General features: G+C 72.9%; 24 protein-coding genes. 8 read left to right on the top strand and 16 right to left on the bottom strand.

Annotated elements, in window-relative coordinates:
- Window positions 1-9 precede the first annotated feature (9 nt).
- From ACIPSE_RS24135 to ACIPSE_RS24115, 5 genes are all read left to right on the top strand, one after another.
- Window positions 10-1,056 (top strand): FecCD family ABC transporter permease, encoded by a 1,047-nt coding sequence (locus ACIPSE_RS24135; protein ID WP_401666080.1) that lies wholly within the window; start codon window positions 10-12, stop codon window positions 1,054-1,056.
- Window positions 1,053-2,114 (top strand): FecCD family ABC transporter permease, encoded by a 1,062-nt coding sequence (locus tag ACIPSE_RS24130; RefSeq protein ID WP_401665547.1) that lies wholly within the window; start codon window positions 1,053-1,055, stop codon window positions 2,112-2,114. The genes ACIPSE_RS24135 and ACIPSE_RS24130 overlap by 4 nt, the downstream gene beginning before the upstream one ends.
- A 79-nt stretch (window positions 2,115-2,193) precedes the next feature.
- Window positions 2,194-3,003: an ABC transporter ATP-binding protein gene (locus ACIPSE_RS24125; RefSeq protein WP_401666078.1), complete on the top strand. Its 810-nt coding sequence runs from the start codon at window positions 2,194-2,196 to the stop codon at window positions 3,001-3,003.
- Between the two features lie 28 nt (window positions 3,004-3,031).
- A complete protein-coding gene (locus tag ACIPSE_RS24120) occupies window positions 3,032-4,054 on the top strand; it encodes an iron-siderophore ABC transporter substrate-binding protein (RefSeq protein ID WP_401665544.1) in 1,023 nt (340 codons plus the stop codon).
- 245 nt (window positions 4,055-4,299) lie between these two features.
- Entirely contained in the window at window positions 4,300-5,076 is a 777-nt protein-coding gene (locus ACIPSE_RS24115) for a polysaccharide lyase family 7 protein (RefSeq protein WP_401665541.1), read from the top strand.
- Between the two features lie 76 nt (window positions 5,077-5,152).
- On the opposite strand, the gene ACIPSE_RS24110 is transcribed toward ACIPSE_RS24115, so the two are convergent.
- A complete protein-coding gene (locus ACIPSE_RS24110; protein WP_401665538.1) occupies window positions 5,153-5,599 on the bottom strand; it encodes an ATP-binding protein in 447 nt (148 codons plus the stop codon).
- 143 nt (window positions 5,600-5,742) lie between these two features.
- On the opposite strand from ACIPSE_RS24110, the gene ACIPSE_RS24105 reads away from it, so the two are divergent.
- Together ACIPSE_RS24105 and ACIPSE_RS24100 are read left to right on the top strand one after the other, a co-directional pair.
- A complete protein-coding gene (locus tag ACIPSE_RS24105) occupies window positions 5,743-5,964 on the top strand; it encodes a DUF397 domain-containing protein (protein ID WP_401666076.1) in 222 nt (73 codons plus the stop codon).
- 96 nt (window positions 5,965-6,060) lie between these two features.
- Window positions 6,061-6,981, top strand: coding sequence for a helix-turn-helix domain-containing protein (locus ACIPSE_RS24100; RefSeq protein WP_401665535.1), 921 nt, complete (start codon window positions 6,061-6,063; stop codon window positions 6,979-6,981).
- Window positions 6,982-6,996: 15 nt separating this feature from the next.
- Here the strand turns inward: ACIPSE_RS24100 and ACIPSE_RS24095 are convergent, their stop codons facing one another.
- From ACIPSE_RS24095 to ACIPSE_RS24060, 8 genes are all read right to left on the bottom strand, one after another.
- Window positions 6,997-7,815 carry an SAM-dependent methyltransferase gene (locus tag ACIPSE_RS24095; protein ID WP_401665532.1) on the bottom strand — a complete coding sequence of 273 codons (819 nt, stop codon included), beginning with the start codon at window positions 7,813-7,815 and terminating at the stop codon, window positions 6,997-6,999.
- A gap of 100 nt (window positions 7,816-7,915) precedes the next feature.
- The gene (locus ACIPSE_RS24090; protein WP_401665529.1) at window positions 7,916-9,169 is read right to left on the bottom strand and encodes a sulfite oxidase; all 1,254 of its coding nucleotides are present in this window, start codon (window positions 9,167-9,169) and stop codon (window positions 7,916-7,918) included.
- Window positions 9,170-9,449: 280 nt separating this feature from the next.
- Window positions 9,450-10,016, bottom strand: coding sequence for a phosphatase PAP2 family protein (locus ACIPSE_RS24085; RefSeq protein ID WP_401665526.1), 567 nt, complete (start codon window positions 10,014-10,016; stop codon window positions 9,450-9,452).
- Window positions 10,009-11,388: a diacylglycerol/lipid kinase family protein gene (locus ACIPSE_RS24080; RefSeq protein ID WP_401665523.1), complete on the bottom strand. Its 1,380-nt coding sequence runs from the start codon at window positions 11,386-11,388 to the stop codon at window positions 10,009-10,011. The genes ACIPSE_RS24085 and ACIPSE_RS24080 overlap by 8 nt, the downstream gene beginning before the upstream one ends.
- A gap of 172 nt (window positions 11,389-11,560) precedes the next feature.
- On the bottom strand, window positions 11,561-11,800 hold the full coding sequence (locus tag ACIPSE_RS24075) for a hypothetical protein (protein WP_401665520.1): 240 nt from the start codon (window positions 11,798-11,800) through the stop codon (window positions 11,561-11,563).
- A gap of 99 nt (window positions 11,801-11,899) precedes the next feature.
- Window positions 11,900-13,234, bottom strand: a complete 1,335-nt coding sequence (locus tag ACIPSE_RS24070) for an NAD-dependent succinate-semialdehyde dehydrogenase (protein WP_401665517.1) — start codon at window positions 13,232-13,234, stop codon at window positions 11,900-11,902.
- Window positions 13,235-13,273: 39 nt separating this feature from the next.
- On the bottom strand, window positions 13,274-14,374 hold the full coding sequence (locus tag ACIPSE_RS24065) for an alcohol dehydrogenase catalytic domain-containing protein (protein WP_401665514.1): 1,101 nt from the start codon (window positions 14,372-14,374) through the stop codon (window positions 13,274-13,276).
- Window positions 14,374-15,885 (bottom strand): APC family permease, encoded by a 1,512-nt coding sequence (locus ACIPSE_RS24060; RefSeq protein WP_401665511.1) that lies wholly within the window; start codon window positions 15,883-15,885, stop codon window positions 14,374-14,376. Before ACIPSE_RS24060 ends, ACIPSE_RS24065 begins: the two co-directional genes overlap by 1 nt.
- Window positions 15,886-16,080: 195 nt before the next feature.
- Here ACIPSE_RS24060 and ACIPSE_RS24055 point away from each other — a divergent pair, with 195 nt between their 5' ends.
- Window positions 16,081-16,716: a TetR/AcrR family transcriptional regulator gene (locus ACIPSE_RS24055; protein WP_401665508.1), complete on the top strand. Its 636-nt coding sequence runs from the start codon at window positions 16,081-16,083 to the stop codon at window positions 16,714-16,716.
- Between the two features lie 10 nt (window positions 16,717-16,726).
- Here the strand turns inward: ACIPSE_RS24055 and ACIPSE_RS24050 are convergent, their stop codons facing one another.
- The 7 genes from ACIPSE_RS24050 to ACIPSE_RS24020 all read right to left on the bottom strand — a co-directional run bounded on the left by ACIPSE_RS24050 (window position 16,727) and on the right by ACIPSE_RS24020 (window position 24,309).
- Window positions 16,727-17,185: an SsgA family sporulation/cell division regulator gene (locus tag ACIPSE_RS24050; protein WP_401665505.1), complete on the bottom strand. Its 459-nt coding sequence runs from the start codon at window positions 17,183-17,185 to the stop codon at window positions 16,727-16,729.
- 71 nt (window positions 17,186-17,256) lie between these two features.
- Entirely contained in the window at window positions 17,257-17,970 is a 714-nt protein-coding gene (locus ACIPSE_RS24045) for an alpha/beta fold hydrolase (RefSeq protein WP_401665502.1), read from the bottom strand.
- Window positions 17,971-17,993: 23 nt separating this feature from the next.
- Entirely contained in the window at window positions 17,994-18,965 is a 972-nt protein-coding gene (locus tag ACIPSE_RS24040; RefSeq protein WP_401665499.1) for an alpha/beta hydrolase, read from the bottom strand.
- Window positions 18,966-19,044: 79 nt separating this feature from the next.
- Window positions 19,045-19,599, bottom strand: coding sequence for a helix-turn-helix domain-containing protein (locus ACIPSE_RS24035; protein WP_401665496.1), 555 nt, complete (start codon window positions 19,597-19,599; stop codon window positions 19,045-19,047).
- Window positions 19,596-20,408, bottom strand: coding sequence for an alpha/beta fold hydrolase (locus tag ACIPSE_RS24030; RefSeq protein ID WP_401665493.1), 813 nt, complete (start codon window positions 20,406-20,408; stop codon window positions 19,596-19,598). The genes ACIPSE_RS24035 and ACIPSE_RS24030 overlap by 4 nt, the downstream gene beginning before the upstream one ends.
- A gap of 146 nt (window positions 20,409-20,554) precedes the next feature.
- Window positions 20,555-21,799: a PucR family transcriptional regulator gene (locus ACIPSE_RS24025; protein ID WP_401665490.1), complete on the bottom strand. Its 1,245-nt coding sequence runs from the start codon at window positions 21,797-21,799 to the stop codon at window positions 20,555-20,557.
- A gap of 227 nt (window positions 21,800-22,026) precedes the next feature.
- Entirely contained in the window at window positions 22,027-24,309 is a 2,283-nt protein-coding gene (locus ACIPSE_RS24020) for an ATP-binding protein (RefSeq protein ID WP_401665487.1), read from the bottom strand.
- Between the last annotated feature and the right edge of the window lie 100 nt (window positions 24,310-24,409).

Genomic DNA, 24,409 nt, shown 5'->3' with positions numbered 1-24,409 from the left:
CCCCGTGCCCTGTCGCCAGGCCCACTCGTGACCGTCGCCACGGGAACCGCCCGCCGCAGACCCGCGGCGCTCTCCGCAGGACTCCTGCTGCTCGCCGTGCTGCTGCTCGGTTCCGCCGCCCTGAGCCTGCTCGTCGGCTCGGGTCATGTCGCCCTCGGTGACGTCGTCCACGGCGTGTTCGGCCCCGACCGCTCGGTCCGCGGCCAGCTCGTCATCCAGGAGGTACGGCTGCCCCGCACGCTCGCGGGCGTCCTGGTGGGCATCGCGCTCGGCCTCGCCGGCACCGTGATCCAGGGGCTCACCCGCAATCCGCTCGCCGACCCGGGCCTGCTCGGCGTCAACGCGGGTGCCGCGGTCTTCGTCGTCCTCGCCATCAGCGTGTTCTCCCTGACCGCACCGGACCAGTACATCTGGTTCGGCTTCCTCGGCGCCTGCCTCGCCGCCGTCCTCGTGTACGGCGTCGGCAGCATCGGACGCGAGGGCGCCACCCCGGTGAAGCTGGCCCTCGCGGGCGCGGCCACCACGGCGGCGCTCGGCTCGGTGACCAGCGCCCTGCTCCTCATGGACAGCGGCACCTTCGACCAGTTCCGGTTCTGGCAGGTGGGTTCGCTGGGCGGCCGTGACATCGATGTCCTGCGCCAGGCGCTGCCGTTCGTCGCGGCCGGCGCCCTGCTCGCCCACTTCCTCGGGCCGCGCCTGAACGGACTCGCGCTCGGCGACGACGTGGCGCGCGGGCTCGGCCAGCGGCTCGGTGTCACCCGGGCGCTGGGCGCCCTGAGCGTGGTGCTGCTGTGCGGGGCCGCCACCGCCGTGGCCGGACCGCTCGGATTCGTCGGGCTCGCCGTACCGCACGTCGCCCGCATGATCACCGGCCCCGACCATCGCTGGATGCTGCCCTACAGCGCCCTGATCGCCCCGACGCTGCTGCTCCTCGCCGACGTCGTCGGACGGATCGTGGCGCGCCCCGGTGAGATCCAGGTCGGAGTGGTGACCGCGGCGGTCGGCTGTGTGCCGTTCATCCTCCTCGTCCGCCGCTCCACGCGGTCCGCGCTGTGAACGCGGTGAGCGCCGAGAAGGCGCCCCTCACCGCCGCCGAAGGGCTCGCACGGCTGCGCAGACGGCGCCGGACCCGCTTCGGCACCGTCTGTCTCACCCTGCTGCTCGTCGTCCTGGCCACTCTGACGGTGTCCCTGTGCACGGGTGACATCGCGCTGCCCGTGGGCGACGTCTGGGCGACCCTGCTGGGCGGCGGCGACGCCGGGACCCGCTTCGTCGTCATGGAACTGCGCCTGCCGCGCGCCCTGCTCGCCCTCCTGGTCGGCTGCTGCTTCGGCCTGTCGGGCGCGGTCTTCCAGTCCCTGCTGCGCAACCCGCTGGCCAGCCCGGACGTCATCGGCGTCAGCTCCGGCGCCGCTGCCGCCGCCGTCCTCGCCTCCCTGGTCCTCGGCGTCAGCGGCCTCGGTCTGTCGGCCACGGCGCTGGCGGGAGCGCTGCTCGCGGGTGCGGGCATCTATCTGCTGGCGTGGCGGCGCGGGGTGAACGGGCAGCGGCTCGTGCTGATCGGCGTGGGTGTCGGCACCGGGCTCACGAGCATCGTGTCGTATCTGATGACCCGGTCGGAGGTGACGGAGGCGCAGAGCGCGTTCGTCTGGCTGGCGGGAAGCCTCAACGGCCGCTCCTGGCCGCATCTGTGGCCGCTGGTGGGCGCCGCCGCCGTGCTGCTGCCGCTCACGTTCGCCGTGTCCAGGACGCTGCCCGCGCTGCAACTGGGCGACGGTACCGCCGCGGGACTCGGTTCGCGGGTGGAGCGGGACCGGCTCGCGCTGCTGGCCTGCGGCACCGCCCTCGCGGGCGTGGCGACGGCGGCGGCCGGTCCGGTCGGCTTCGTGGCGTTCGTCAGCGCGCCCGTGGCCCGGCGCCTGCTGCCGGGCCACGGCGCGGCCCTGCTGCCCGCCGCGCTCACCGGTGCGGCCCTGGTGGGGCTGGCCGACATCGTGGCCCAGCACGCCCTGCCGGGGACCCAGCTGCCGGTGGGCATCGTCACCAGCGTGATCGGCGCGCCGTATCTGCTGTGGCTGCTGGCCCGCGCCAACCGCGTGGGACAGGGCGGTTGACGCGGTGCCGCAGCCACTCCCCGCGCCCCGCCGCGTCCACGAGACATCCGGCCACCCCGGCTTCGACAAGGAGACCCCGTTGACCTCACCGCACACGCTGGAGGCCAGAGAACTCAGCCTCGGCTACGGAGAGCGCGAGATCGTCTCCCGTCTCGACCTGACGCTGCCGCCCGGCCGGATCACGGTCGTCGTGGGCCCCAACGCCTGCGGCAAGTCGACCCTGTTGCGGGCGCTGGCCCGGCTGCTGCCGCCCACCTCCGGTTCCGTGCTGCTCGACGGACGCGACATCCACCGGACGCCGACCCGTGAGGTGGCCGCCGCGCTCGGCGTGCTGCCGCAGTCGCCGGTGGCGCCCGACGCGATCGTGGTCGCCGATCTGGTCGGCCGGGGCCGCTACCCGCACCAGGGCTGGTTCCGTCAGTGGACCCGGGCCGACGACGAGGCCGTGGCGGCGGCGATGCTCGCCACGGACGTCCTCGACCTGGCGGACCGCTCGGTCGACGAACTGTCCGGCGGCCAGCGGCAGCGCGTGTGGATCGCGATGGCGCTGGCCCAGGAGACCGGCGTCCTGCTCCTGGACGAGCCGACCACCTACCTGGACATCACCCACCAGTTGGAGGTCCTGGACCTCCTCACCGACCTCAACCGTGCCCGGGGCGTCACCCTCGCCCTGGTCCTGCACGACCTCAACCTCGCCTGCCGCTACGCCGATCACCTGGTCGCGATGAAAGCGGGGCGGATCGTCGCCGAGGGGTCTCCCGGCGACATCGTCACCGAGGACCTCGTGCGTGAGGTCTTCGGACTGCGTTCGGCGGTCATCGCGGACCCGGCGTCCGGTACACCCATGGTCGTTCCGCTCGGCCGCCACCACGTCTCGCCGTCCCTCTGACGGCACACCCCCCAGAGAAAGAGTCACCATGTCCCCGCTCCCCTCCGTCCGGCGTGCCCGCGGACCGCTGCGCGCGCTGACCGGCGCCCTGCTCGTGACGATGCTCGGCACGCTCACCGCGTGCGGTTTCACCACCACCGAGTCCTCGGCGTCCGGCTCGTCCACGTCGTCCGGGTCGGACGCCTTCCCCGCGAAGGTCGCGACCAAGTTCGGCACCGTCACCGTGGACGCACAGCCCAAGCGTGTGGTGGCGCTCGGCTGGGGTGACGCGGAGACGGCGCTCGCGCTCGGCGTGCAGCCGGTCGGCGCCAGCGACTGGCTGGCCTTCGGCGGCGACGGCGTCGGCCCGTGGGCGAAGGGCCTGTACAAGAAGAGCCCGGAGAAGATCGGCACCCTGGAGCCGGAGTACGAGAAGATCGCGGCGCTCAAGCCCGACCTGATCCTGGACGTCAAGTCCTCCGGGGACCAGACCCGTTACGACACCCTCAGCAAGATCGCCCCGACCATCGGCGTGCCCGAGGGCGGCGACCAGTACAAGACGGGGTGGGAGAAGCAGACCACGATGATCGCCCAGGCGCTGGGCGTCTTGGACGAGGGCGAGAAGCTGATCGGCGAGAACGACGACAAGTTCGCCGCCGCCGCGAAGGCCCACCCGGAGTTCAAGGACAAGACGATCACGATCGGTTCGCGCACCTCCAGCGGCTGGGGCGCGTACGTGAAGGGCACGGACCGGGTGAACTTCGCCCAGTCGCTGGGCTTCGTCAACAACCCTAAGGTGGACGCCGAGGCGGGCACCGGGTTCTCCGTGCAGGTCTCCGAGGAGAACCTGGAGATGCTCGACGCCGATCTGGTCGTGATGGCGCCGATCGGCATCGAGGCGACGAAGATCTCCGGCGACCCGCTGTTCAAGTCGCTGCCCGCGGTGAAGGCCGGTCACTCGGTCGTCTTCGACGACAAGAGCCTCAGCAGCGCCTTCGCCACCAACACGGTGCTGTCCGTGGGGTACGCGATCGACAACGTCGTCCCGCTGTTCGCGGACGCCCTGAAGTAGAACGCCTGAGGTAGAGCGCCTGAGGTAGAGCACCTCAAGCAGAACGCCTTGAAGGAGAACGCCCTGAGAACGGTCAAGGGGTCGCGCCGGGTGCGCGACCCCTTGACCGAGTTGGTTCATACCTTTACCGTCGCGACACACCGGAGTTCACGGACGAACTCATCGTTCACGTAGGTGAATTCGTGGGATCGGGTGGCCTCCGGCCGCACCCCTCTGTCCTCCCCCACATCACGAAGGACGGCACGATGATCCGTACCGGAGTGCTCGCGACGGTGACCGTAGCGGTCACCGCCACCGCAGTGACCCTCCTCGGCGCGTCCAGCGCCGGGGCGGCCGACCCGGACGTCGCCCCCGGCGGCAACTTCGATCTGTCGGTCTGGCAGTTGCAGGAGCCGGTGGGCTCGCCCGGCAAGCCGACCACCGTCTCCTCGTCCCGGCTCCAGGGGGCGAACGGCTTCCAGGACACGTACTTCTACACGGACACCCGGGACGGCGCGATGACGTTCTGGGCGCCGGAGAAGGGGGTGACCACCCCCAACTCGAAATACGCCCGTTCCGAGTTGCGCGAGATGAACCGCAACGGCAGCGCGGCCGACTGGCCCCTCGGCGGCAGCCACCGGCTCAGCGCCACGCTGCGGGTGGTGTCGGTGACCTCCAACGTCTGCGTGGGACAGATCCACCTGGGCTCCGGCGGCAGTTCGACGAAGCCCCTGGTCGAGCTGTACTACCGGGCGAACGGCGACATCGTCGTCGGCACGGAGAACTCGCCCGCGGGCGGCCAGACCCTGCACACCGTGGGGCATGTGGCGGTCGGCAAGACCTGGAGCTACACCATCGCCGTCTCCGGCGGGAACACCATCGACCTCACGGTCAACGGCAGCACCACTCACTACGCGATACCGTCGTCGTTCTTCCCGTACAAGCAGTACTTCAAGGCGGGTTCCTACAACCAGTCGTCGTCCGACAGCACGACGAAGGGCGCGCGGGTGGCGTTCTACGGGCTGAACGTCTCGCACGGCTGACGGCTCCGCGAACCGGCCCCGGACACGCGACGACCCGGTACCTGGAGAGGTACCGGGCCGTCGCGCATCCCCCGGGTCAAGCTCTGGTGGGCAACATCGCCCACACCGTCTTGCCGATGAAGGCACGACGGGTCCAACCCCAGTGTTCGGCAAGGGCGTCGACGATGCGCAGTCCCCGCCCGTGCTCGCTCCACTGGCTCTCGTTCCGTGCGAACTCCGGAAGACCCCTGCCCGAGTCGGTGACGGAGCACACGAGATGGGCACCCCGAAGGGTCAACTTGAGCCACACGTCGGGCTCGTGGCCCGGTACTGCACCGTCCGGCCGTGCGTGAACCACGGCGTTGGCGACCAGTTCGGAGACGATGCTGAGCGCGTCGTCGCGACGATGGCCCAGTTCCCACTCGCCGAGCGTGCGCCGCGTGAACTCCCTTGCCTCACCGCACCCTTCACGGGTGCCGGGGAGGCGCAGCGTGGCGGCTCGCCGGGTCAGGGTTGCTGGGTGTGCGTGCGCGGACAACGACACAGCGGCTCCCTGAAAGGACGTCAGGACGGAGCACCAGCGCGAACGGTGGCGCTGGGGCTATTATCCACCCCGAGAGCAGTCTCGTGCAATTTCACGGGAAATTGCATGCACCGGAGCAGAGCAAGGAGAGCGTCGTGTCCTCTATACGGAACGGGGTGCGGGCGAGTTCGCTCGGCGTGGACTGGGTCAAGAGCCGGCACAGCAACGCCGAGGGCAACTGCGTGGAGGTCGCCGCTCTGCCCGGCGGGGACATCGCCCTGCGCAACTCCCGTGACCCGCACGGGCCGGCGCTCGTCTACACCCCGGCCGAGCTGGCCGCGTTCCTGTCCGGCGCCAAGGACGGCGAGTTCGACCGCTTCGTGTGACGCGCGGAACGACACCCCACTTCGGCCGGCACATGTGCGAAGGGACCGGACAGTGCCATACTGCACGGTGTCGTCGCCTGCCCACCCGGAGTCAGGATGCCCAGCGAGTCACCCCGCGTCTCCCGGCTCGAACCGTATCTGAATCGCGCCGAGCCCGCGCCCACGTTGCTGAAGATGCTGGTCGGAGTCCAGCTCGCCGGCCTGCGTGAGGACGCGGGCCTGCCGCAGGAACAGGTCGCCCGCGCCGTGGGGTTCAGCCCTGCCAAGCTGTCCCGGATCGAGGCCGGCAAGGGGCGCCGCCCACCCACCGAGAACGACGTGCTCGCGCTCCTCCAGCACTACGAGGTCCCCGAGTACGAGACCTCCGTGCTCCTCCAACTGCTGCGCCGCGCCGGGGAGCCGGGCTGGTGGCAGCGGTTCGACAAGCGGCTCATGCCCGAGTGGTTCGACCGTCTGGTGGGCCTCCAGGAGGCCGCGCAGGCGATCCGTACCTTCGAGATCCAGTACGTCCCCGGCCTGTTGCAGACCGCCGCCTACACCGAGGCCGTGGTCCGGCGAGGGCTGCCGGGCGCGCCCGCCCGCGAGGTGGAGCGCCGCGTCGAACTGCGCATGCGGCGCAGCCAGTTGCTGATGTCGCCCGACGCGCCCCGGTTCTGGGCGATCGTCGACGAGTCGGTGCTGCTGCGGGTGCTGGGCGGCGCCGAGGTGATGCGGGAGCAGCTCGACCATCTCGTCACGATGGCCCAACTGCCCCATGTGACGGTCCAGGTGGTGCCGCTGGACGTGACCGACGCGTCCGCGCCCGCCATACCGGTCACGTATCTGCGCTTCGGCGGGCTCGAACTGCCCGACATCGTCTACCTGGAGCACATCAGGAGTGCCACGTTCCTGGAGGACCGTGACGAGACCGAGGAGTACCGGGCGACCCTGGACCGGCTGGCCGACGAGGCCCTGAACCCGCGCGAGTCGCTCGAGCTGCTGCGCTCCACGGCGGCCACCCGGTACCGGGCCGGGTGACCGCGCGGTCCGCCGCTAGGGGAGTCGGCCCAGGCCGCCGAACTCGATCCACTCCTGGGTGAGTTGACGCGGTGCGACGTCGGTGTCCGGGCGCCAGGTGGAGACCTCCACCAGCCCGGGCTCCAGGATCTCCAGGCCCTCGAAGAGGGCGGCGACGTCCTTCTCCTGCCGCACCCGGCCCCAGTGGTTCTGGGTCGCCTGCGCCATGAAGTCGGTGACGAAGTCCCGGACCTTCTCGTCCTCGCTGACCAGCTGGCACATCACCAGATAGCTGCCGGGCGCGAGCCGTTCGGTCACGCGCCGGACGACCGCCCGCGGCCCGTCGGTGTCGCTGTCGGGGATGCAGTGGAAGACGGAGTTGAACAGCACGGCGACCGGCTGGGAGAAGTCGATCAGCCGCTGGGTCTCCGGGTGGCCGAAGATGCCCTCGGTGTCCCGCAGGTCCGCCTGGATGACGACGGTGCGCTCGTCCTGCTCCAGGAGGGCCCGGCCGTGCACCAGGACCATCGGGTCGTTGTCCGCGTAGACGACCCGTGACTCGGGGTCGACGGCCTGGGCGACCTGGTGGACGTTGTTCTGCGTGGGCAGGCCCGAGCCGTGGTCGACGAACTGGCGGATGCCGAAGTCCCGGGCCAGCGTGCCGACGACCCGTTGCAGGAAGCGCCGGTTGTTCAGCGCGAGCGGCCGGGTGCTGGGCACCACCTTGTCGAGTTCCTCGCAGGCGGCACGGTCGGCGGCGTAGTTGTCCTTGCCGCCCAGATAGTGGTCGTACATGCGAGCGGCTGTCGGAACTGTCGGATCGATCTGTGTCGACAACCGGTTCCCGGACTCCATCGTCTCCCCCACTCCCGAAGCGGACCCGGCGCGGCGGCGCACCAGGTCACCCATCTTAAGGACAACCCGCCGACATGGAACGCCACTTGATCCATCGTTCTCAGACGGCGCGCACCGGATGCCGCACCACGGCGTCGAACAGATACCCCTGGGTGTTGGGCACGGTCACCTCGGGCTGGGTGCGGCCGGCGCTGTCGGTGGCGCGGGCCAGCAGGTGGTGGGCGCCGGGGGCGGGCGGGCGCCAGTCGGTGGACCAGCGGACCCAGTCGTGGCGGCGCGGGGTGTCGTGGAGCCGGGCCCGGTGCCAGCGGGTGCCGCCGTCGGTGCTGACGTCGACACGGACGACGGCACCGGCACCGGACCAGGACCGGCCGGTGAGCCGGTGGGCGCGGTCGGCCGCCAGATCCGCGCCCCAGGGCAGTTCCCAGGCGCTCTTGACGGTCTGCCGGGTCAGCGGGGCGCTGCCGCCGGCCGGATGGGCGTCCCCGAACAGCCGGTAGAAGTCGGTGTTCCAGGGCGAGTACAGGGGCTGCGCCGACACCTCGATGTCACCGACCCACTTGATCGAGGCGATGCCGATCCAGGAGGGGACGACGAGCCGTACGGGATGGCCGTGGTCGTACGGGAGCGGTTCGCCGTTCATCTCGTAGGCGAGCAGCACGTCGTCGAGCGCCTTGGACAGGGGCAGGGGGCGGCGGACGCGCCCGAGGTTGGTCCCGTCGGCGGTCACGTAGTCGGGGTCGAGGCCGCGCGGCATCACGTCGACCGCGGAGCGGGAGAGCCCGGCACGGCGCAGGACGTCGGCGAGGCGTGCGCCGCGCCATCGGGCGGTGCCGATGGCGCCGAGGGTCCAGGCGGTGCCGGTGACGGTCTGGCCCTGCTGGGTGGTGAAGAGGCTGCGGCCGTTGCCCGCGCACTCCACGAACGCCGTGCGGGTGACCGGGGGAAGGCGCTTGAGGTCGTCGAGGCCGAAGCGGACGCCGTCGGCGTGGACGAGGCCGTCGCCGTGCACGGTCAGCGTCCAGTCGTCGGCGTCGATGACGGGGGTGGAGGTGTGGTTGCGGACGAAGAAGCGGTCCACCGGGGTGTGGTGGCCGGTGTCGGCGAGCGACGCGAACCGGGTCTCGGCGTTGGTGCCGCGGACGGTGAACCAGTCCTCGGGCAGCGGTTTGACGATGCCGGGGGACGTGGCCGCGGCGGCCGGTGTGCCGAGTCCGGCGGGGACGGCGAGCGCTCCGCCCGCGGCGGCGAGGAGTCGGAGCATGTCACGGCGCGGGACCCCGTCGGCGCGGGCCTCACCGGCCAGCCATTGGCGGAGTCTGCGGCGGTCGTAGGCGTTCTCGGACATGCGCATGGGTCGGCCCTTTCACGGAAGTGCCCTGAGGGCGGGAAGGTGCACGGAGCGCGCGGGACGGCGCGGCACGCCCGACCGGAGGGTCGGGCGCGGCGGTTACGCGAGAGGGATCAACAACAGCCGGACGGGACGAGCGCGCGGTACCGCGGGGCGGCGGGGCGGCGTCGGCTGAGGATCATGCGTGCCATCGTACGAGGGCGCGCGGCCCGGCGACAGGGGCCGGGGCGCGGGAGGGCGGGGCGGGTGGGGTCTCCCCGGTCTGCGGGTGGGGCCTCCCCGGTCAGCGGGTGGCCGCCAGGACGACCGCCGCGGCCCCCGTGCCGAGGACGGCGCCGGCGATCACGTCCCCGGGATAGTGCACGCCGGTGTGGACGCGGGAGTAGCCGACCGCGCAGGCCAGCAGGCCGAGCGGCAGGGTGGCGGCCGGGACGGCGGGTCCGACGGCCGCGGCGAAGGCGACCGCCGAGGCGGTGTGCCCGGAGGGGAAGGACGCCGACGCGGGCATGGGCACATGGCGGCCGGGGAAGGGCGAGTCCTCCGCGCGGTGCGGCCGGGGGCGGCGGACCAGCCGCTTGCCGAGGAGGTTCGCGGTGGCCGAGGCGACGCCGATGGCGGCGACCCCGGCGAGCGCGGCGCGGCGGGTGCTGCCGGGGCGCAGGGCGAGGAGTCCGGCGATCGCGAAGGAGATCTTGGAGTGGTCCGCCGCCGCCGACAACCGCCGCAGCGCGCTGTCCAGGGCGGGTGTACGGGTGATCGTCACCGCCTCGTACAGGGCCTGGTCGAGTGTGGCGAGGTCGCTCAGTACGCCCTGTCGTTCGCTCAGTGCCCGGCGTGGACGGTCAAGCATGGTCGTGCTCCTGACGGTGCTGGGGGGTGATGGTCCTTCGTGCGAGGGCGAGCCGGACGATGCGCCGCCAGTCCACGGACGGGGCGACGTAGGGGGCTCCGGGCCGGTGTCTGGGGACGCGGACCCGCAGGGCGCCGGGCCGCAGGACGCAGGTGACGGGCTGGGGCAGCATCAGTGCCTCTCCGTCGACCGCGACGGGGATCTCGGGGGCGTCGGCCTCCACGACCACGCGGCGGGGCGTCAGCGAGGTGACGCTGCTGGCCCGCTCGCCGCGCAGGGTGAGCTCGGCGGCCTGGGCCGGGCCCTCCACGCGGACGGCGATCACGCCGAGGCGCCCGCTGTCCAGGCGCGGGCGCCGGCCGCCGCCCAGGGGGTCGGCGCGGGCGTAGGGGTTGTTGGAGACGAGGAGGGTCTGCGGGGCGTGCAGCCGCTCCTCGTCGGCGGTGGCGACGAGATGGGCGCCGGCCTCGCCGACCAGCAGGTCGGGCAGATGGTCCAGCGCGGTGACGGCCTTGGCCTCGCGGTACTCGGGACTCTGCACGATCTCCGCGTACGCGCCGAAGGAGACGGTGTTGACGAAGGGGCGGCCGTCGACGTCACCGAGGTCGACGCGGAGCTCCACGCCGTCGGTGAGGGCGTCCAGGCCGGTGGACGGGTCGTCGCGGTCCAGGCCGAGGTCCATGGCGAAGTGGTTGCGGGTGCCCGCGGACAGCACCATGAAGGGGACGCCGTGCTCGACGGCCACCCCGGCGACCAGGGCCTGGGTTCCGTCGCCCCCGGCGACGCCGAGCAGGTCCGCGCCGTCGGCGACGGCCTGGCGGGCCAGTTCCACGGGGTCGGGGTCGCTGTCGAGGTCCAGGAGGATGACCCGGGCGCCGAGCGCCTCGGCCCGCTCGACGAGCCCGAACCGCTCGACCTTGCCGTCGCCCGAGCGCGGGTTCATGATCAGGACCGGTCTGCGGGGCGGCTTGGCCGACCGGGAGTGCATGCCGTGCGGCTTGCGCAGATGGCGCAGGGCGCTGCGCGCGCAGCCCAGGGCCGCCGCCCAGGCCGCCAGCGCGGTGGCGGCGAAGAGCCACGCGCCGGACACGGCGTACAGGACGAGGACGCTGACGGGTGCGGCGAGCGCCACCAGCGCGCCGAGGAACCGTGTCGGGCCGCGGTGCGCCAGGGTCCACCAGATGCCCGCCCCGGCCAGTCCGAGGCCGGCGAGGCCGAGCAGCAGCACCAGCCACTGTCCGGCACCGGCGACGACCGAGGCGACCGCTCCGGCCAGGAACAGCAGGGAGAGCCGGGCCAGGGCGCGGGCCGCGTGCACATCGCGGCCTGAGCCCTCCGGCTTCTTTCCGTCCTTCGATCGGGTCGCGTTCATGATGTCCAGGGCACCTGCCGGGGATTCCGAGTCGGCTGTCCGCCGTGCCATCGGGTTCCCTCCGCTCGGCCGATCGTGCCCGGTCCTCCCCTACATGGTCATCGCCGCCCTCGGATCCGGCATCCCGGCACCGCCCGCGAGGCGGTCCGGGCAGGCCGGAACGGCAACGATCTCATGCTGGGGCCGGGTACGGGGCGCCGGCCCGGGCCGCGGCGAGAGGCCGTGACCACCAGGCGAGTTGGCCGAGGAGGGTCTTGGCGTGTCCGGGGCTCCCGGGGGCGAGGGGGCGGCCGTCCCGCCACATGGTGAGGCGGTTCGGGAAGGAGGGGCCGTCCCGGACGGTCACCGCGTGGAGTCCGGTGCACACGTTCTCCGGACGCAGGACCGGTCGATGGTGCCGCTCCTCGCGCACGACGAAACGGCCGCCGCCGCCGAGGCGTTGCGGCGGCGGCCCCGTCGGGGCGCGCTCCGGGCCGTCTTCCGAGGTCCGGAACGCGCCGCGCGCGGCGGGTCAGCCCACCGTGCGGATGAGCTTCTTGTTGACGAACTCCTCGATGCCGAGACGGCCGAGTTCCCGGCCGAAGCCGGAGCGCTTCACGCCGCCGAAGGGCAGCTCGGCGCCCTCAGCGCCCACGCCGTTGACGAAGACCATGCCGGCGTCGATGCGGTCCGCGACCCGGGCGGCCTGCTCGGGGTCGGTGGTGAAGACGTAGGAACCGAGGCCGTAGGGCGTGTCGTTGGCGATGCCGACGGCGTCGTCCTCGTCGGCGGCCCGGAAGACCATGGCGACGGGGCCGAAGAGTTCCTGGCGGGCCGCGGCGTGCCGAGGGGTGAGCCCGGTGAGGACGCCGACGGGGAAGTAGGCTCCACGCCGCTCCCCCGCGCCGTGCAGGGTGGCGCCCTCCGCCACGGCCTGCTCGACCTGGCGGGCGAGGTTCTCGGCGGCGGCCGTCGAGGAGAGCGGGGCGCCGGTGGCGGAGTCGAGGAGCCGGGCCGTGAACTTCTCGACGAACGCGTCGTAGAGGTCGTCGACGACGACGAACCGCTTGGCCGCGTTGCAGGCCTGGCCGGTGTTGTCGAGCCGGGCGGCGACGGCGGACTCCACGACGGCGTCGAGGTCGTCGGTGGAGAGCACGACGAACGGGTCGGAGCCACCGAGTTCGAGGACGACCTTCTTCAGGTGCCGTCCGGCGATCTCCGCGACGGCGGCACCGGCACGCTCGGAGCCGGTGAGGGAGACGCCCTGGACCCGGGGGTCGGCGATGACGTCGGCGATCTGCTCGTTGGTCGCGTACACGTTGACGTACGCGCCGGCCGGGAAGCCCGCCTCGGCGAAGAGGCGTTCCAGCAGGGCGGCGGTGGCGGGGCACTGCGGGGCGTGCTTGAGGACGATGGTGTTGCCGACGGCGAGGTTCGGGGCGGCGAACCGGGCGACCTGGTAGGCGGGGAAGTTCCACGGCATGATGCCGAGCAGGACGCCCACGGGGCCGCGGCGGATCACGGCGCTGCCGGGTCCCGAGGTGACGTCGAGCGTCTCGTCGGCGAGGAACGCCTCGGCGTGGTCGGCGTAGTAGTGGTAGATGTCGACGCAGAAGTCGACCTCGCCCTCCGCCTCGGCGAGCGGTTTGCCCATCTCGCGCACGATGCTCGCCGCGAGGTCGTCGCGGTGCCCGGCGTGCAGGTCGCCGAGGCGGCGCAGCAGTGCGGCGCGTTCGGCCACCGTGCCCGTGCGGCCCCAGGCGCCCGCGGCGTGGGCGGCGTCGACGGCGGCGCGGACCTCGGTGTCGGTGGCGGTCGGGAAGACCTCCACCACCTCGCCGGTGGTGGGATCGGTGACGGCGTACATGGTGCCTCCGGTGCGGGGGGGGAAGGAAGGTCGGGCGGATCAGGGTTCGAGGACGGTGCGTACCCCGGCGTTGGCCCTGAGGTCGTCGAAGGCCTCGGCGGCCTCGCTCAACGGGCGGGTACGGCCGACGAGTTCGTCCAGGGGCAGCCGGCCGCCGAGGTAGAGGCGGGCCAGCTTGGGTATGTCGATCTCGCCGACGCTGGAGCCGTAGTTGCAGCCGAGGATACGTTTGCCCTGGTCGGCGAGGTCGAACAGGTCGAAGGAGCCGGTGGCGCCGGTGGCCGCCATGCCGACCAGGACGGCGGCGCCGCCGGGGGCGAGCATGCCGGGCAGCGTCTCGATGACCCGGGGGCTGCCGATCGCCTCGAAGGCGTAGTCCACGCCGCCGAGTTCGTCCCGGCACCAGGCGGCGACGTCGTCGCGGGCGCCGTCGAAGGTGTGGGTGGCGCCGAAGTCCCGTGCCACGGCCAGGCGTTCGGGCGAGAGGTCGACGGCGACGATCGGGTCGGCGCCGACCAGGCGCAGGCCCATCACCACGGAGAGGCCGACGCCGCCGGTGCCGATGACGACGGCGGACTCGCCGGGCCGTACGCCGGCGGTGTTGACGACGGCGCCGACGCCGGTGGTGACCGAGCAGCCGAGCAACGCGCCGATGGAGAAGGGCAGTTCCTCGGGCACCTTGACGGCGGCGGTCTCGGGGACGACGAGCCGGTCGGTGAACGCGCCGAGGCCGAGGTAGGGCCAGATCTCCTCGCCGTCGGCGCCGCGGAACGGGGTGGTGCCGTCGGGCAGGGTGTTGGCGACGGCCCGGGTGCCGGTGCACAGCCAGGCCTGTCCGGCGGCGCAGCGGCGGCAGCGGCGGCAGGGCGCGAACCAGGAGAGGACGACGTGGTCGCCGGGGCTCACCGAGGTGACGCCGGGGCCGGTGGCGGTGACCACGCCGGCCGCCTCGTGGCCGAGGACGAGGGGGCGGTCGGCGGGCCAGTCGCCGGAGACGACGTGCAGGTCGGAGTGGCACACGCCCGCGGCGCGGACCTCGATCTCCACCTCACCGGGTCCGGCGGCCCGGCGGGAGACCTCGCGGACGTCGAGCCCGGTGGCGGGGTCGAAGACGACGGCGGGAGACAGGGACGACGGCATCAGGACGTCTTCACCTCTTCGGTGGTCGGGCCCGTCGCCGCGGTGCCCGGGGCGGTCGCGGAGTCGGCGAGCTTGGTGTGGGGCTTGGCGACGACGACGTAGCCGACGCCCAGGAGGAAGAGGACCGAGAAGACCAGGACGACGGCCCAGACCTGGATCCAGCTGCCGCCGACGGGGGCGAGTTCGGTGCGCGGCCAGGCGATGTTGACGGCTTCGAACAGCAGCCACACCACCGCGAGGACGTTGACGACGAGGCCGGTCCTGCCGAGGCTGACCTGTCCCGCGCCGGGGTTCCAGCGGCCGGTGAGCCGGGCCACCAGGGCGACGACGGCGACGGTGAGGAAGATGAAGTAGAACCCGCCGGAGCCGAAGGAGATGAGGGTGGCCGCCGCGTTGCCGTTCAGTCCGAGCAGCAGTCCGAGGGCGGCGAGGACGGCGGTGACGATGAGCGAGACGTAGGGGATCTGGCGGGGGCCGACGGTCGCGAGGACCGGGGAGAACGGCAGCTGCCGGTCGCGGGCGAAGGCGTAGACGGCGCGGCCGATGTAGGTCTGGATGGAGATCGCGCAGGCGAAGAAGGCGATCAGGACGACGACGATGAACGGCTTCTCGCTCCAGCCGCCGAGCGAGGCGGTGACGGCCTCGAAGACGGGGTCCACGATCGCGCCGGACACGGCGTCCTGCGGCTTCGCCAGCGCGAGGGTGACGGCGAGGCCGGTCAGCAGGACGGTGAAGGCGACGAAGAGGTAGGCGCGCAGCAGGGCGCGGGGCACGTTGCGCCGGGGCTGCTCTGTCTCCTCGGCGACCTGGGTGGTCGCGTCGAAGCCGAGGAAGGCCCAGCCCGCGACGGCGAGGCAGGTCAGGAACCCGGCGGTCACCGAGCCGCCCGAGGCGTTCTCGGCACCGAGGGTGTCGAAGAGGATGCCGAAGCCGTTGTGGTGCGCGAAGAGCAGCAGGATCAGGCTGACGGCGATGGAGGCGACGCCCTCGGCGATGATGCCCGCGTTGAGGAAGTGCTTGACGGGGTTGACGCCGAGCAGGTTGATGGCGAGGGCCACCAGGACGAAGACCACGCCGAGCAGGACGTGGACGGCGGCGGAGGGCGCGCCGTCCGCGAAGAGCATCCACAGCCAGGTCGCGCCGAGGTAGGCGACGGTGGTCAGGGAGGCGACGGCCGCGGCGAGGTAGATCCAGCCGACCAGCCAGCCCAGGCGCGGTCCGGCGAGCCGCCGTACCCACTGGTAGACGCCGCCGGTGACGGGGAACTGCGAGGACAGTTCGGCGTAGACCACGGCCACGAGGAGCTGGCCGAGGAAGGCGACGACGACGGCCCAGATCCAGGCGGGGCCCGAGAAGACGAAGCCGAGCTGGACGACGGCGTAGATGCCGACGACGGGCGAGATGGTGGCGAAGCCGATGGCGAAGACGGCCCAGGGAGACAGGGTGCGTCTGAGCTCCTGCCGGTAGCCGTATTCGGCGAGTTCGCCTGCGTCGGTGCGCGGGTCGTCCACGTGGTTCTCCTGACGGTGGTGCGCCGGCCCGGCGTCCGGTTCCGCACGCGGGGCGCTGTGGACGGACGTGGGGGTGGTCCGGGAGGTAGTGGGAGTGCGCTGTCATCGGGTGTGACCGGCCGCCTCCGCCCCGGACCGCTTATTGGGCGCATGACCAATTGCTTTATTGGTCACGTACTCAATAACATTCACCGCATGACGTCAAGAGGTTCCGGCAAGCGCGTCCGCAAAGCTCCCGCCGAACGCCGTAACGAGATCGTGGGCACGGCGGCCCGGATCGGCCTCACCGAGGGCCTGGAGTGCGTGACCCTGCGCCGGGTCGCCGACGAGCTGGGCGTTCAGCCCGGACTGGTCGGCCACTACTTCCCGGCGGCGGACCAGCTGGTCGCGGAGGCGTTCACCAGCGCGACGATGGCCGAGCTGGACGCGCTGCTGCCGGAGCCAGGGAGCGAGGGGGCGGGCGGCCCGCTGGAGACGTTCCGCGCGTTCTTCGGGCTGACGTCCAGCGCGGACTTCGACAACATCAGCCGCCTGTGGCTCAACGCCCGCCATCTCTCCCGCTACCGGAGCGTGCTGCGGGACCACGTGGTGGCGCAGGAACTGCTCTGGTGCCGCCGCATCGAGGAACTGATCACCGCCGGCGTCACGAGCGGCGTGTTCACCTGCCCCGACCCGTGGGCGGCGGCGACCCGCGTCCTCGTCGCGATCGACGGCGCGAGCGCCTACGTCAACACCAGCGCGGACCACCGCCGGGAGCCGACGGCGGACATGGCCCGGGTGGTGGCGGAGGCGGAGCTGGGGGTCGGGCGGGGGGCCCTGGCAGGGGGGTGACCGGCGGGGGTCAGGGGTGGCCCAGGAGGGCGGAGGCCGCCTCGTCCCAGTCCAGGCGGGTGCCTTCCTCGCCCGGAGGGAGCGCCTCCCAGGTGCGGACCAGCCATGCGCGTACGGGCTGGGCGGGCAGGTGCAGCAGGGCCGCGCCCTCGTCGGTGCGGAGCAGCAGGGCGAGGTCCTGGCCACCGGTGGGCCGGCGGGTGGGGCGGATGAGGACGTCACCCGCGCCCGCGGGCCGGCGCAGGCCCTCTTGGAGCAGGTCGCGGGCGAAGTACCAGTCGTTGTGCTCCTCGTCGCCCGTCCCCGGCAGCCGGAGGCGGACCGCGAAGGGCTCACGGGGGTCGTAGGCGAAGGCGGCCGGGACGGCCACGCGCGCGTCGGGGCCGAGCATCACGTCGGCCGTGAGGCGCAGGGTGACGACGTCGCCGGGCGGCCGGGCGCCGTCACCGGCGGTTCGAGGCGCTGTCACGCCCCTCCTCTCGGGCATGCCCCCGGCCGGGCGGAGCGGGTGCTCCGCCCGGCCGGGACGGGGAGGCCGGGTCAGGCGACGGCGTCGACCGCGTCGAGGACGACCTGCGCGACGGCCTTCGGCTGCGAGACGGCGACGGCGTGCGAGGCGCCGTCGATCTCCACGACCGTCGCCGAGGCGCGTTCGGCGCCGAAGCGCTCGACCTCGGGGTTGATGGCCCGGTCGGCACCGGCGATCACGGCCCAGGAGGGCTTGGTGCGCCAGGCGGCGGCGGTGGCCCGCTCATTGAACGCGCCCAGGGCGAGCGGGCGCTGGGAGGCGGCGAGGACCTTCGTGACGTCGCCGTCGACGTCGGCGGCGAACACCGTGGGGAAGGCGTCCTCGGCGATGGTGACCTCGGTGGCCGGGGTGCCGTCCGCGGTCGGGTACGTCCACTGCCGGAGGTTGTCCACCAGGGGCGAGGCGGCGAAGCGGCCCTGGAGTTCACCGAGGCTCTCGTTCTCGTCCAGGACGTACGCGGCGACGTAGACGAGACCGACGACGTTCTCCGTGGCACCGGCCACGGTGATCAGCGCGCCGCCGTAGGAGTGGCCGACCAGGACGACGGGGCCGTCGATCTGGGCGGCGACGGAGGCGACGTACGCGGCGTCGGAGGCGAGACCGCGCAGCGGGTTCGGCGGCGCGACGACGGGGACGCCGGCGGCCTGGAGCTCCTCGACGACCCCGGACCAGCTGGCGGCGTCGGCGAACGCCCCGTGGACCAGGACGACCGTGGGCTTGCTCATGTTCGTGATCCCTTCGGGGATGTTCAGGCGCTGTGCAGGGCCGCGTGCAGGGTGCGGACGGCGAGTTCGATCGCGGCCTCGGCGGCGTGGGTCCCGCGCAGGGCGTTGAGCATCACGAAGTCGTGGATGATCCCCTGGAACCGCACCGCGGTCACCGCAACACCCGCCTCGCGGAGCTTGTTGGCGTACGCCTCGCCCTCGTCACGCAGGACGTCCGCCTCACCGGTGATGACCAGCGCCGGGGGCAGACCGGTCAGCTGCTCGGTGGTCGCCCGCAGCGGCGACGCGGTGATCTGCGCGCGCTCGCCCTCGTCGGTCGTGTACTGGTCCCAGAACCACTGCATGCCGTCACGCCGCAGGAAGTAACCCGTGGCGAACTGGTGGTAGGACGCCGTGTCGAACGCCGCGTCGGTCACCGGGTAGAACAGCACCTGCTGCACCAGCGGCAGCCCCCCACGCTCCTTCGCCATCAACGTCAGCGCCGCGGTCATGTTGCCGCCCACCGAGTCACCCGCCACCGCGATACGCGTCGCGTCCAGACCGTGCTCCGCACCCTGCTCCACGACCCAGCGCGCCACCGTGAAGTTCTGCTCGATCGCCACCGGGTACCGGACCTCGGGCGACAGGTCGTACTCCGGGAAGACCACCGCGGCCTCCGCACCGACCGCCAGCTCACGCACCAGACGGTCATGCGTGTGCGCGTTGCCGAACACCCAGCCCGCACCATGGATGTAGAACACCACCGGCAGCGGGCCCACAGCCCCCGCGGGCTTCACGATCCGCGCCCGGACACTACCGGTCGGGCCACCGGCGACCGTCACCCACTCCTCGTCCACCGCGGGCTTGTCGATCTCACCGGACTGCACCTCGTCGACCGCCTTACGGCCGTCCGCCGGAGCCAGATCGAACAGATACGGCGGATTCGCCGTCGCCTCGACGAACGCCTGAGCGGCGGGCTCCAGCACGGGTACCGGCGGCACGAAGGATTCGGACATGGATGTCTCCTGATCTCTGGACAAAGGGGAATCCGCTCATGGAGCGGAAACGACGGAAGGAGGACCTTCGGGTTCCACGCTAGGCGCGTGAGGATTCCCGGATGTCCTGTCCGTGCACCGCCGCGAACTCGGCAGTGCACTGCCATTCCTTCGGCGACATGCCGTACTCCTTCCGGAACAGACGGCTGAAATGCGAGGCGTTGGCGAAGCCCCAGGAATGGGCGACCGCCGCCACGGTGCGACTGCGTCGGCGCAGGTCGCCACGGCAGGCGTCCAGCCGGAGTCGTCTGGTCCAGGCACCCACCGTGGTGCCGTCGGCCTGGAACAGTTTGTGCAGGTAGCGGACCGAGATGTGGTGGGCGCGGGCGATCGACTCGGGGGTGAGTCCGGGATCGGCGAGGTGGTCCCTGATGTGGGCGCGGATCCGCAGGAGCAGGTCGTGTCCGGGGCCCGGGGCCTCCTGTTCACGGACGCGTCCGTCCGGTTCTCCCGCGAAGTCGCGCAGCAACTGCGCGACCAGTTCCGCGGGGACCCGGAGAAAGGCAGGTTCGTCGGTGTCGGACAGGACGATGCAGAGGGTGGATTCACCGCCTGCCGCCGTTCGTGTCACCGATTCCGTGACTGTCTCCGTCATCGCGCGCATTCCACGTTCCGGTCCGCCCCGGCCGGCCCGCCGGCGGTTTCCGCGCTCTCGTCGAGAAAAGCGCGCACCACCGCGTCGAAGGCCGCCGGATTCTCCAGGAACGGGACGTCCGAGCCGGCTTCGGCGGAAGGGAACACGTGCAGCCGCGCGCCCGGGATCGCCCGCGCGACGAACTCCTGGGAACGCGGGTCGACCTTGCCTCCCTCGCAGCCCAGGACCAGGGTCGGCCGGTCGATGCGGGGCAGGACGTCCCGCCAGTCCTGGACGCAGTGGTCGAACAGGAGCGGCACCGCGGCATCGGCGGGGGTCGCCCCGGCCCGCGCCCGGACGAAGGCGAGCAGCGCGGGCGGGTCGAAGAGGACCCCGGTCTCCCGCCGCTGCTCGGCCGTCATCCACGGCAGCGCCGTGACGGCGGCGGGCTGGTCGGCCAGGACGAGGCGGCGCAGCCGGGCGGTCCCGAACTGGTCGACGAAGCTCCACCAGACGGCGGCGCCCATGGACCAGCCGAAGGCGTCGCAGCGGTCGATCCACAGATGGTCGAGGAGTTCGATCACGTCCGTGGCGAGCCGGGCGACGCGCTGTCCGTGGCGCGGCCGGTCGGACAGTCCGTGGCCGCGGAGGTCGACGGTGAGGACCCGGCGCCCCGGGCCCGGTCCGGTGAGCTGGTGCCGGAACATCTCCTGGGACCGGCCCCAGCCGTGCAGCATGACCAGGGGCGGCCCCTCACCTCCGGTGTCCCGGTACGTCAGCCGTACGCCGTCGCTCGTCGTCAGCTCGCCCATTCCTCGTTCCCTGGTCATGTCCGCCGCACGGCACCTGTCCGGTGCGGGCGGTCCGTCGTCCGCGGAGCCGACGACGCTGTCCTCCGCGGTGCTGTGCCGATTCTGTGTCGGAGGTGTGCGCGCGGGCGACCGCGCTCTGTAGGGATCGCCCGGCGGATTCCGCGTCACTCTGTCGAAGCGTCGAGCACCACGAGGTCCCTGATCCGCAGGCCCAGATGGAGGGTGAGACGGTCGCCGCCGTCGTCGAGGTCGACGCCGGTGATCTCCTGGATCTGGCGGAGCCGGTAGTAGAGCGAGGTGCGGTGCACCCCGAGGGCCTGCGCGGTGCGGGGCACGGAGCCCGCGTGCTCCAGGAAGCAGCGCAGGGTGTCCTCCAGGCGCCGGCCCACCGGGCTCTCCAGCAGGTCGCGCAGCGGCCTGGGCAGCAGCGGGGCGCCGAGCGCCTCGTCGGGCACCTGCATGAGCACCGCGTACTCCCCCAGCGCGTCCCAGACGCCGACGCCGTCGAGGCGGGGCACCCGGCGGGCGGCGCGGGCGGCGGTCAGCGCCTGGCCGTGGGAGATCCAGGCGGCGGCCAGCCCCTGTTGCACCCCGCCGGTGCCGACCACCGGAGCCGCGGCGGGATCGACGTACGTGGTGAGGGTCTTGAGGAGGGCCGCGGAGTGCTCCGCGAGGTCCCGCTCGCCGACGGGGCGGGGGTGCAGTTCCAGGAGGATCGCGCCCTCGGGTGTGACGGCGCTGATCGCGGTGGCCGAGCGGGTGCGGCCGTACTGTTCGAGCCCGCCGCGCAGGGCGACCTCGGTCTGTCCTGGCGGCTCGGCGGCCGGGGCGAGCTGGACGACGCTGACGACGGCGTGCGCGGTGTCCGGGAGGAGTCCGCCGTTCAGGACGCGCTGCCGGGCCGAGGCGCGGACGGCGGGGTGCGGATCGAGGAGGTCGAGCAGGCACTCCTGGAGCGCGGCCTCCTGCGCGGTGGCGGCGAGCTGGTCGGCGTACATCTGGGCGGTGATGGCGGGGAGGGCCTGTCCGATGGCGGTGGTCTCCTCCTCGGTGAGGGTCCCGTCGGGGGCGACGACCATCAGCAGACCGACCAGGTGTCCGCGCTCGCGCAGGGGCGCGCAGTAGCGGGTGCGCAGGCCGAGGTCGTCGCGGCCGGCGATGAAGCCGGGGCCGGGCCAGCGGGTGACGCCCTGGTCGAGGACGTGCCGGATGGCGTCGTCGGGGGCCCGGCCCTGGAGGAGGCTGCGGATGCGCACCGCGTCCTCGTCACCGAAGTGCTGGCTCGAACAGACGAGCCTGACCAGCGGATCGTCGACGACCACCGCGCGGCGGAGCCGGGCCGCGAGCGTCTCCACCAGGTCCTGGAGGGCGTCGCTTCCCACCCGGACCCGCTGCCGCTGCTCGCCCATGAAGCTCCCCGCCGATCTCACCGTGCCCTGCCCTGCCGTGCCGCGGCCCGACGGCCGCCCCCCGGCACTCAGCCAAGCAGCGCGGGCGCCCGGTCTCCAGGCACAAGGCAGGCAGAAACCTCGGCACGGATGAGGAGTGCCGGTGGTGCGCTGACGGAACAGGGGTGTGCGCGCAGGGGACGACCGTCCCCCGGACCGGCGGCTAGAGTCCGGGGGACGGGTGGTTCTCAGCCCTGGGCGGCATCGAGTTCGGCCAGTCGCAGCCGGGCCCTGGCCACCCGCTCGGGGTCGGCGTCGGGCCCCAGCGAGACACAGCGCGTCAGGGCCTCACGGGCCCGGTCGGGTCGGCCGGTGGCGAACAGGGCCTCGCTGAGTTTGCCCAGCTCGCGGCTCTCCAGGGCGGTGTTGCCGCCGTCGCGGCAGATGGCGACGGCCGCTTCGAGGTGGGTGACGGCCTCCTCCCACCGCTCCAGGGCGCAGTAGGCCGTGCCCAGGCCGCCGTGCACGCCGAGCCGGGCCAGTTCGGCGATGTGCGGCTCGATCCCGTCGCCCACGTCCTGGAGCCAGGACAGCATCTCCCGGTAGGCCGTCTCGGCCTCCTCGTGACGGCCCTGCCGCTGCAGGATCACGGCGCGGTTGTGGATGCTCTGGAGGAGTCCGTGCAGATCGCCGGCGGCCTCGAAGAGCTCCACGGCACGCTCGTTGTGGTCGATGGCCTCATCGGGTCCGTCCAGCAGGCGGTACGCCCAGGCGCTGTACTGGTGGGCCCAGGCCTGCTGGACCAGGTCGCCCGCACGCTCGGCGGCGGCCAGCGCCCGGGCGGACCGGGCGAGGCTCTCACGGGGCCGTCCCTCGCACAGGATCAGCGCCCAGGCGTGGTAGTTCAGCTGGGTGGCCTCGATCAGGGGGTCGCCGAGCGCCCGGGCGGAACGGGCGGCGGTCTCGAAGATCTCGGGCCAGTGCCCCCAGAAGATCCACTGGTCGGAGAACCAGTGCAGGGACTCGGCGACCTCGACGACCGTGGAGTGGTCGCCGTCCGCCGCCGCGGCCCGGTAGGCGGCGAGCCAGTTGGCGCCCTCGGTCTGGAGCCAGTCGCGGGCCCGTTCGGCGTCGGACAGGTCGACGCCGCCCTCCCAGCCGAGGGGCGGGGCGCCGTGGTCGGGTTCGTACCAGCGGCCCGCGACCACGGCCGTCTCCAGCAGCCAGCGGTACAGCCGGGCGCGCGCCGCGTCGGCCGTCGCGGTGCCCTCCTCGGCCGTCTGCCGGACCCGCGCGTACAGGCACAGCAGGTCGTGCAGCCGGTAGCGGTCGCGGTGGGCGCCGAGGAGCCCGGCCTCGACGAGTTCCTCCAGGGTGTCCTCGGCGTCGAACAGCTCCTGCCCGGTCAGCCGGGCCGCCCCGGCGGCGCTCGCGTCGGCTCCGGGCACCAGGGACAGCCGCCGGAACATCCGGGCGGCGTCGGGGGTCAGTTGCCGGTACGACAGGTCGAAGGCGGCGTCGACCCGGACGTCGCCGGCGGACAGGGCGTCCAGGCGGCGGTCCTCCTGGGCGAGCCGGTCGGCCAGCCGTCCCACGGTCCAGCCGGTGCGCGTCGCCAGCCAGTTGCCCGCGACGCGCAGCGCCAGCGGCAGATGTCCGCAGCGCCGGGCGACCTCGGCGAGCGCGGCCGGATCGGCTCCGGCGCGCTCGGCGCCGACGAGCGCGGACAGGAACTCGGCGGCCTCCTCGGGGCTCAGCTCGCCGAGGGGCAGCCGGTGCACGCTGTCCAGGCCGGTGAGCATGCGGCGGCTGGTGACCAGCGTCATCCCGGCTCCGGCACCGGGCAGCAGGGGCCGTACCTGGGCCTCGTCCCTGGCGTTGTCGAGCACGAGCAGGCAGCGCCGCTCGGCGAGGACCTGCCGGTAGAGCCCGGGATGTCCGTCCGGTCCGGTCCGCGCGAGGTCCCGGTCGGGGACGCCGAGGGCCTTGAGGACCACGAGCATCAGTTCGGCCGGCGCGGGCGGTGCCGGATCGGTGCCGCGCGCGTCGACGACGAGCTGTCCGTCGGGGAAGCGGTCGCCCACCACGCGGGCGGCCTGGAGGGCGAGGGTGGTCTTCCCGGCGCCGGGCGGGCCGGAGACGGTCACCACGACCGGCGGGCTCGTCGTGCCGTCCGGTGTGCGCAGGGCGGCGCGGTCGGCGTAGGCGGCCAGCCGGTGCAGTTCCTCGCCCCGGCCGACGAAGTCGTCGACACCCCGGGGCAGGGCCCGGGTGCCCGTGGGGTGATACGCCGCGGTCCGTCCCCCGCGGGCGGCCGACAGGAGCCGTTCGCGCTCGCTGTCGCCCAGGCTCAGGCCGTCGGCGAGCGCGGCCACGGTACGGCGCTGGGGGGCGGCCCGGCGGCCCCGCTCCAGGTCGCCGATGCCCCGGACACTGAGGCCCGACGCCTCGGACAGTCCCTCGATGGTCAGCGACTTGGCCACCCGCAGCTCCCGCAGGAGCATGCCGAAAGCCGCCTCGTCCACAGTCACAGCACGCCCTTCCGGCTCTCGTCCCCTGCTCACCGGCGAGCATGATCGACACAATTCTATGGAACGCCCGGGGGTGGTCGCCGCCGAGGCCGGACAACGG

It is taken from the genome of Streptomyces sp. NPDC090106, assembly GCF_044747265.1.
In the GTDB taxonomy this organism is placed as follows: Bacteria; Actinomycetota; Actinomycetes; order Streptomycetales; family Streptomycetaceae; genus Streptomyces.
The sequence above is the reverse complement of the archived record's forward strand: the minus strand, read 5'-3'. Positions and strand labels throughout refer to the sequence as shown.

Coding starts and splice junctions, on each gene's coding strand:
- ACIPSE_RS24120 (WP_401665544.1), top strand. CDS start 3,032: ATGTCCCCGCTCCCCTCCGTCCGGCGTGCCCGCGGACCGCTGCGCGCG.
- ACIPSE_RS24115 (WP_401665541.1), top strand. CDS start 4,300: ATGATCCGTACCGGAGTGCTCGCGACGGTGACCGTAGCGGTCACCGCC.
- ACIPSE_RS24100 (WP_401665535.1), top strand. CDS start 6,061: ATGCCCAGCGAGTCACCCCGCGTCTCCCGGCTCGAACCGTATCTGAAT.
- ACIPSE_RS24095 (WP_401665532.1), bottom strand. CDS start 7,815: ATGGAGTCCGGGAACCGGTTGTCGACACAGATCGATCCGACAGTTCCG.
- ACIPSE_RS24090 (WP_401665529.1), bottom strand. CDS start 9,169: ATGCGCATGTCCGAGAACGCCTACGACCGCCGCAGACTCCGCCAATGG.
- ACIPSE_RS24085 (WP_401665526.1), bottom strand. CDS start 10,016: ATGCTTGACCGTCCACGCCGGGCACTGAGCGAACGACAGGGCGTACTG.
- ACIPSE_RS24080 (WP_401665523.1), bottom strand. CDS start 11,388: ATGAACGCGACCCGATCGAAGGACGGAAAGAAGCCGGAGGGCTCAGGC.
- ACIPSE_RS24070 (WP_401665517.1), bottom strand. CDS start 13,234: ATGTACGCCGTCACCGATCCCACCACCGGCGAGGTGGTGGAGGTCTTC.
- ACIPSE_RS24065 (WP_401665514.1), bottom strand. CDS start 14,374: ATGCCGTCGTCCCTGTCTCCCGCCGTCGTCTTCGACCCCGCCACCGGG.
- ACIPSE_RS24055 (WP_401665508.1), top strand. CDS start 16,081: ATGACGTCAAGAGGTTCCGGCAAGCGCGTCCGCAAAGCTCCCGCCGAA.
- ACIPSE_RS24045 (WP_401665502.1), bottom strand. CDS start 17,970: ATGAGCAAGCCCACGGTCGTCCTGGTCCACGGGGCGTTCGCCGACGCC.
- ACIPSE_RS24040 (WP_401665499.1), bottom strand. CDS start 18,965: ATGTCCGAATCCTTCGTGCCGCCGGTACCCGTGCTGGAGCCCGCCGCT.
- ACIPSE_RS24035 (WP_401665496.1), bottom strand. CDS start 19,599: ATGACGGAGACAGTCACGGAATCGGTGACACGAACGGCGGCAGGCGGT.
- ACIPSE_RS24030 (WP_401665493.1), bottom strand. CDS start 20,408: ATGACCAGGGAACGAGGAATGGGCGAGCTGACGACGAGCGACGGCGTA.
- ACIPSE_RS24025 (WP_401665490.1), bottom strand. CDS start 21,799: ATGGGCGAGCAGCGGCAGCGGGTCCGGGTGGGAAGCGACGCCCTCCAG.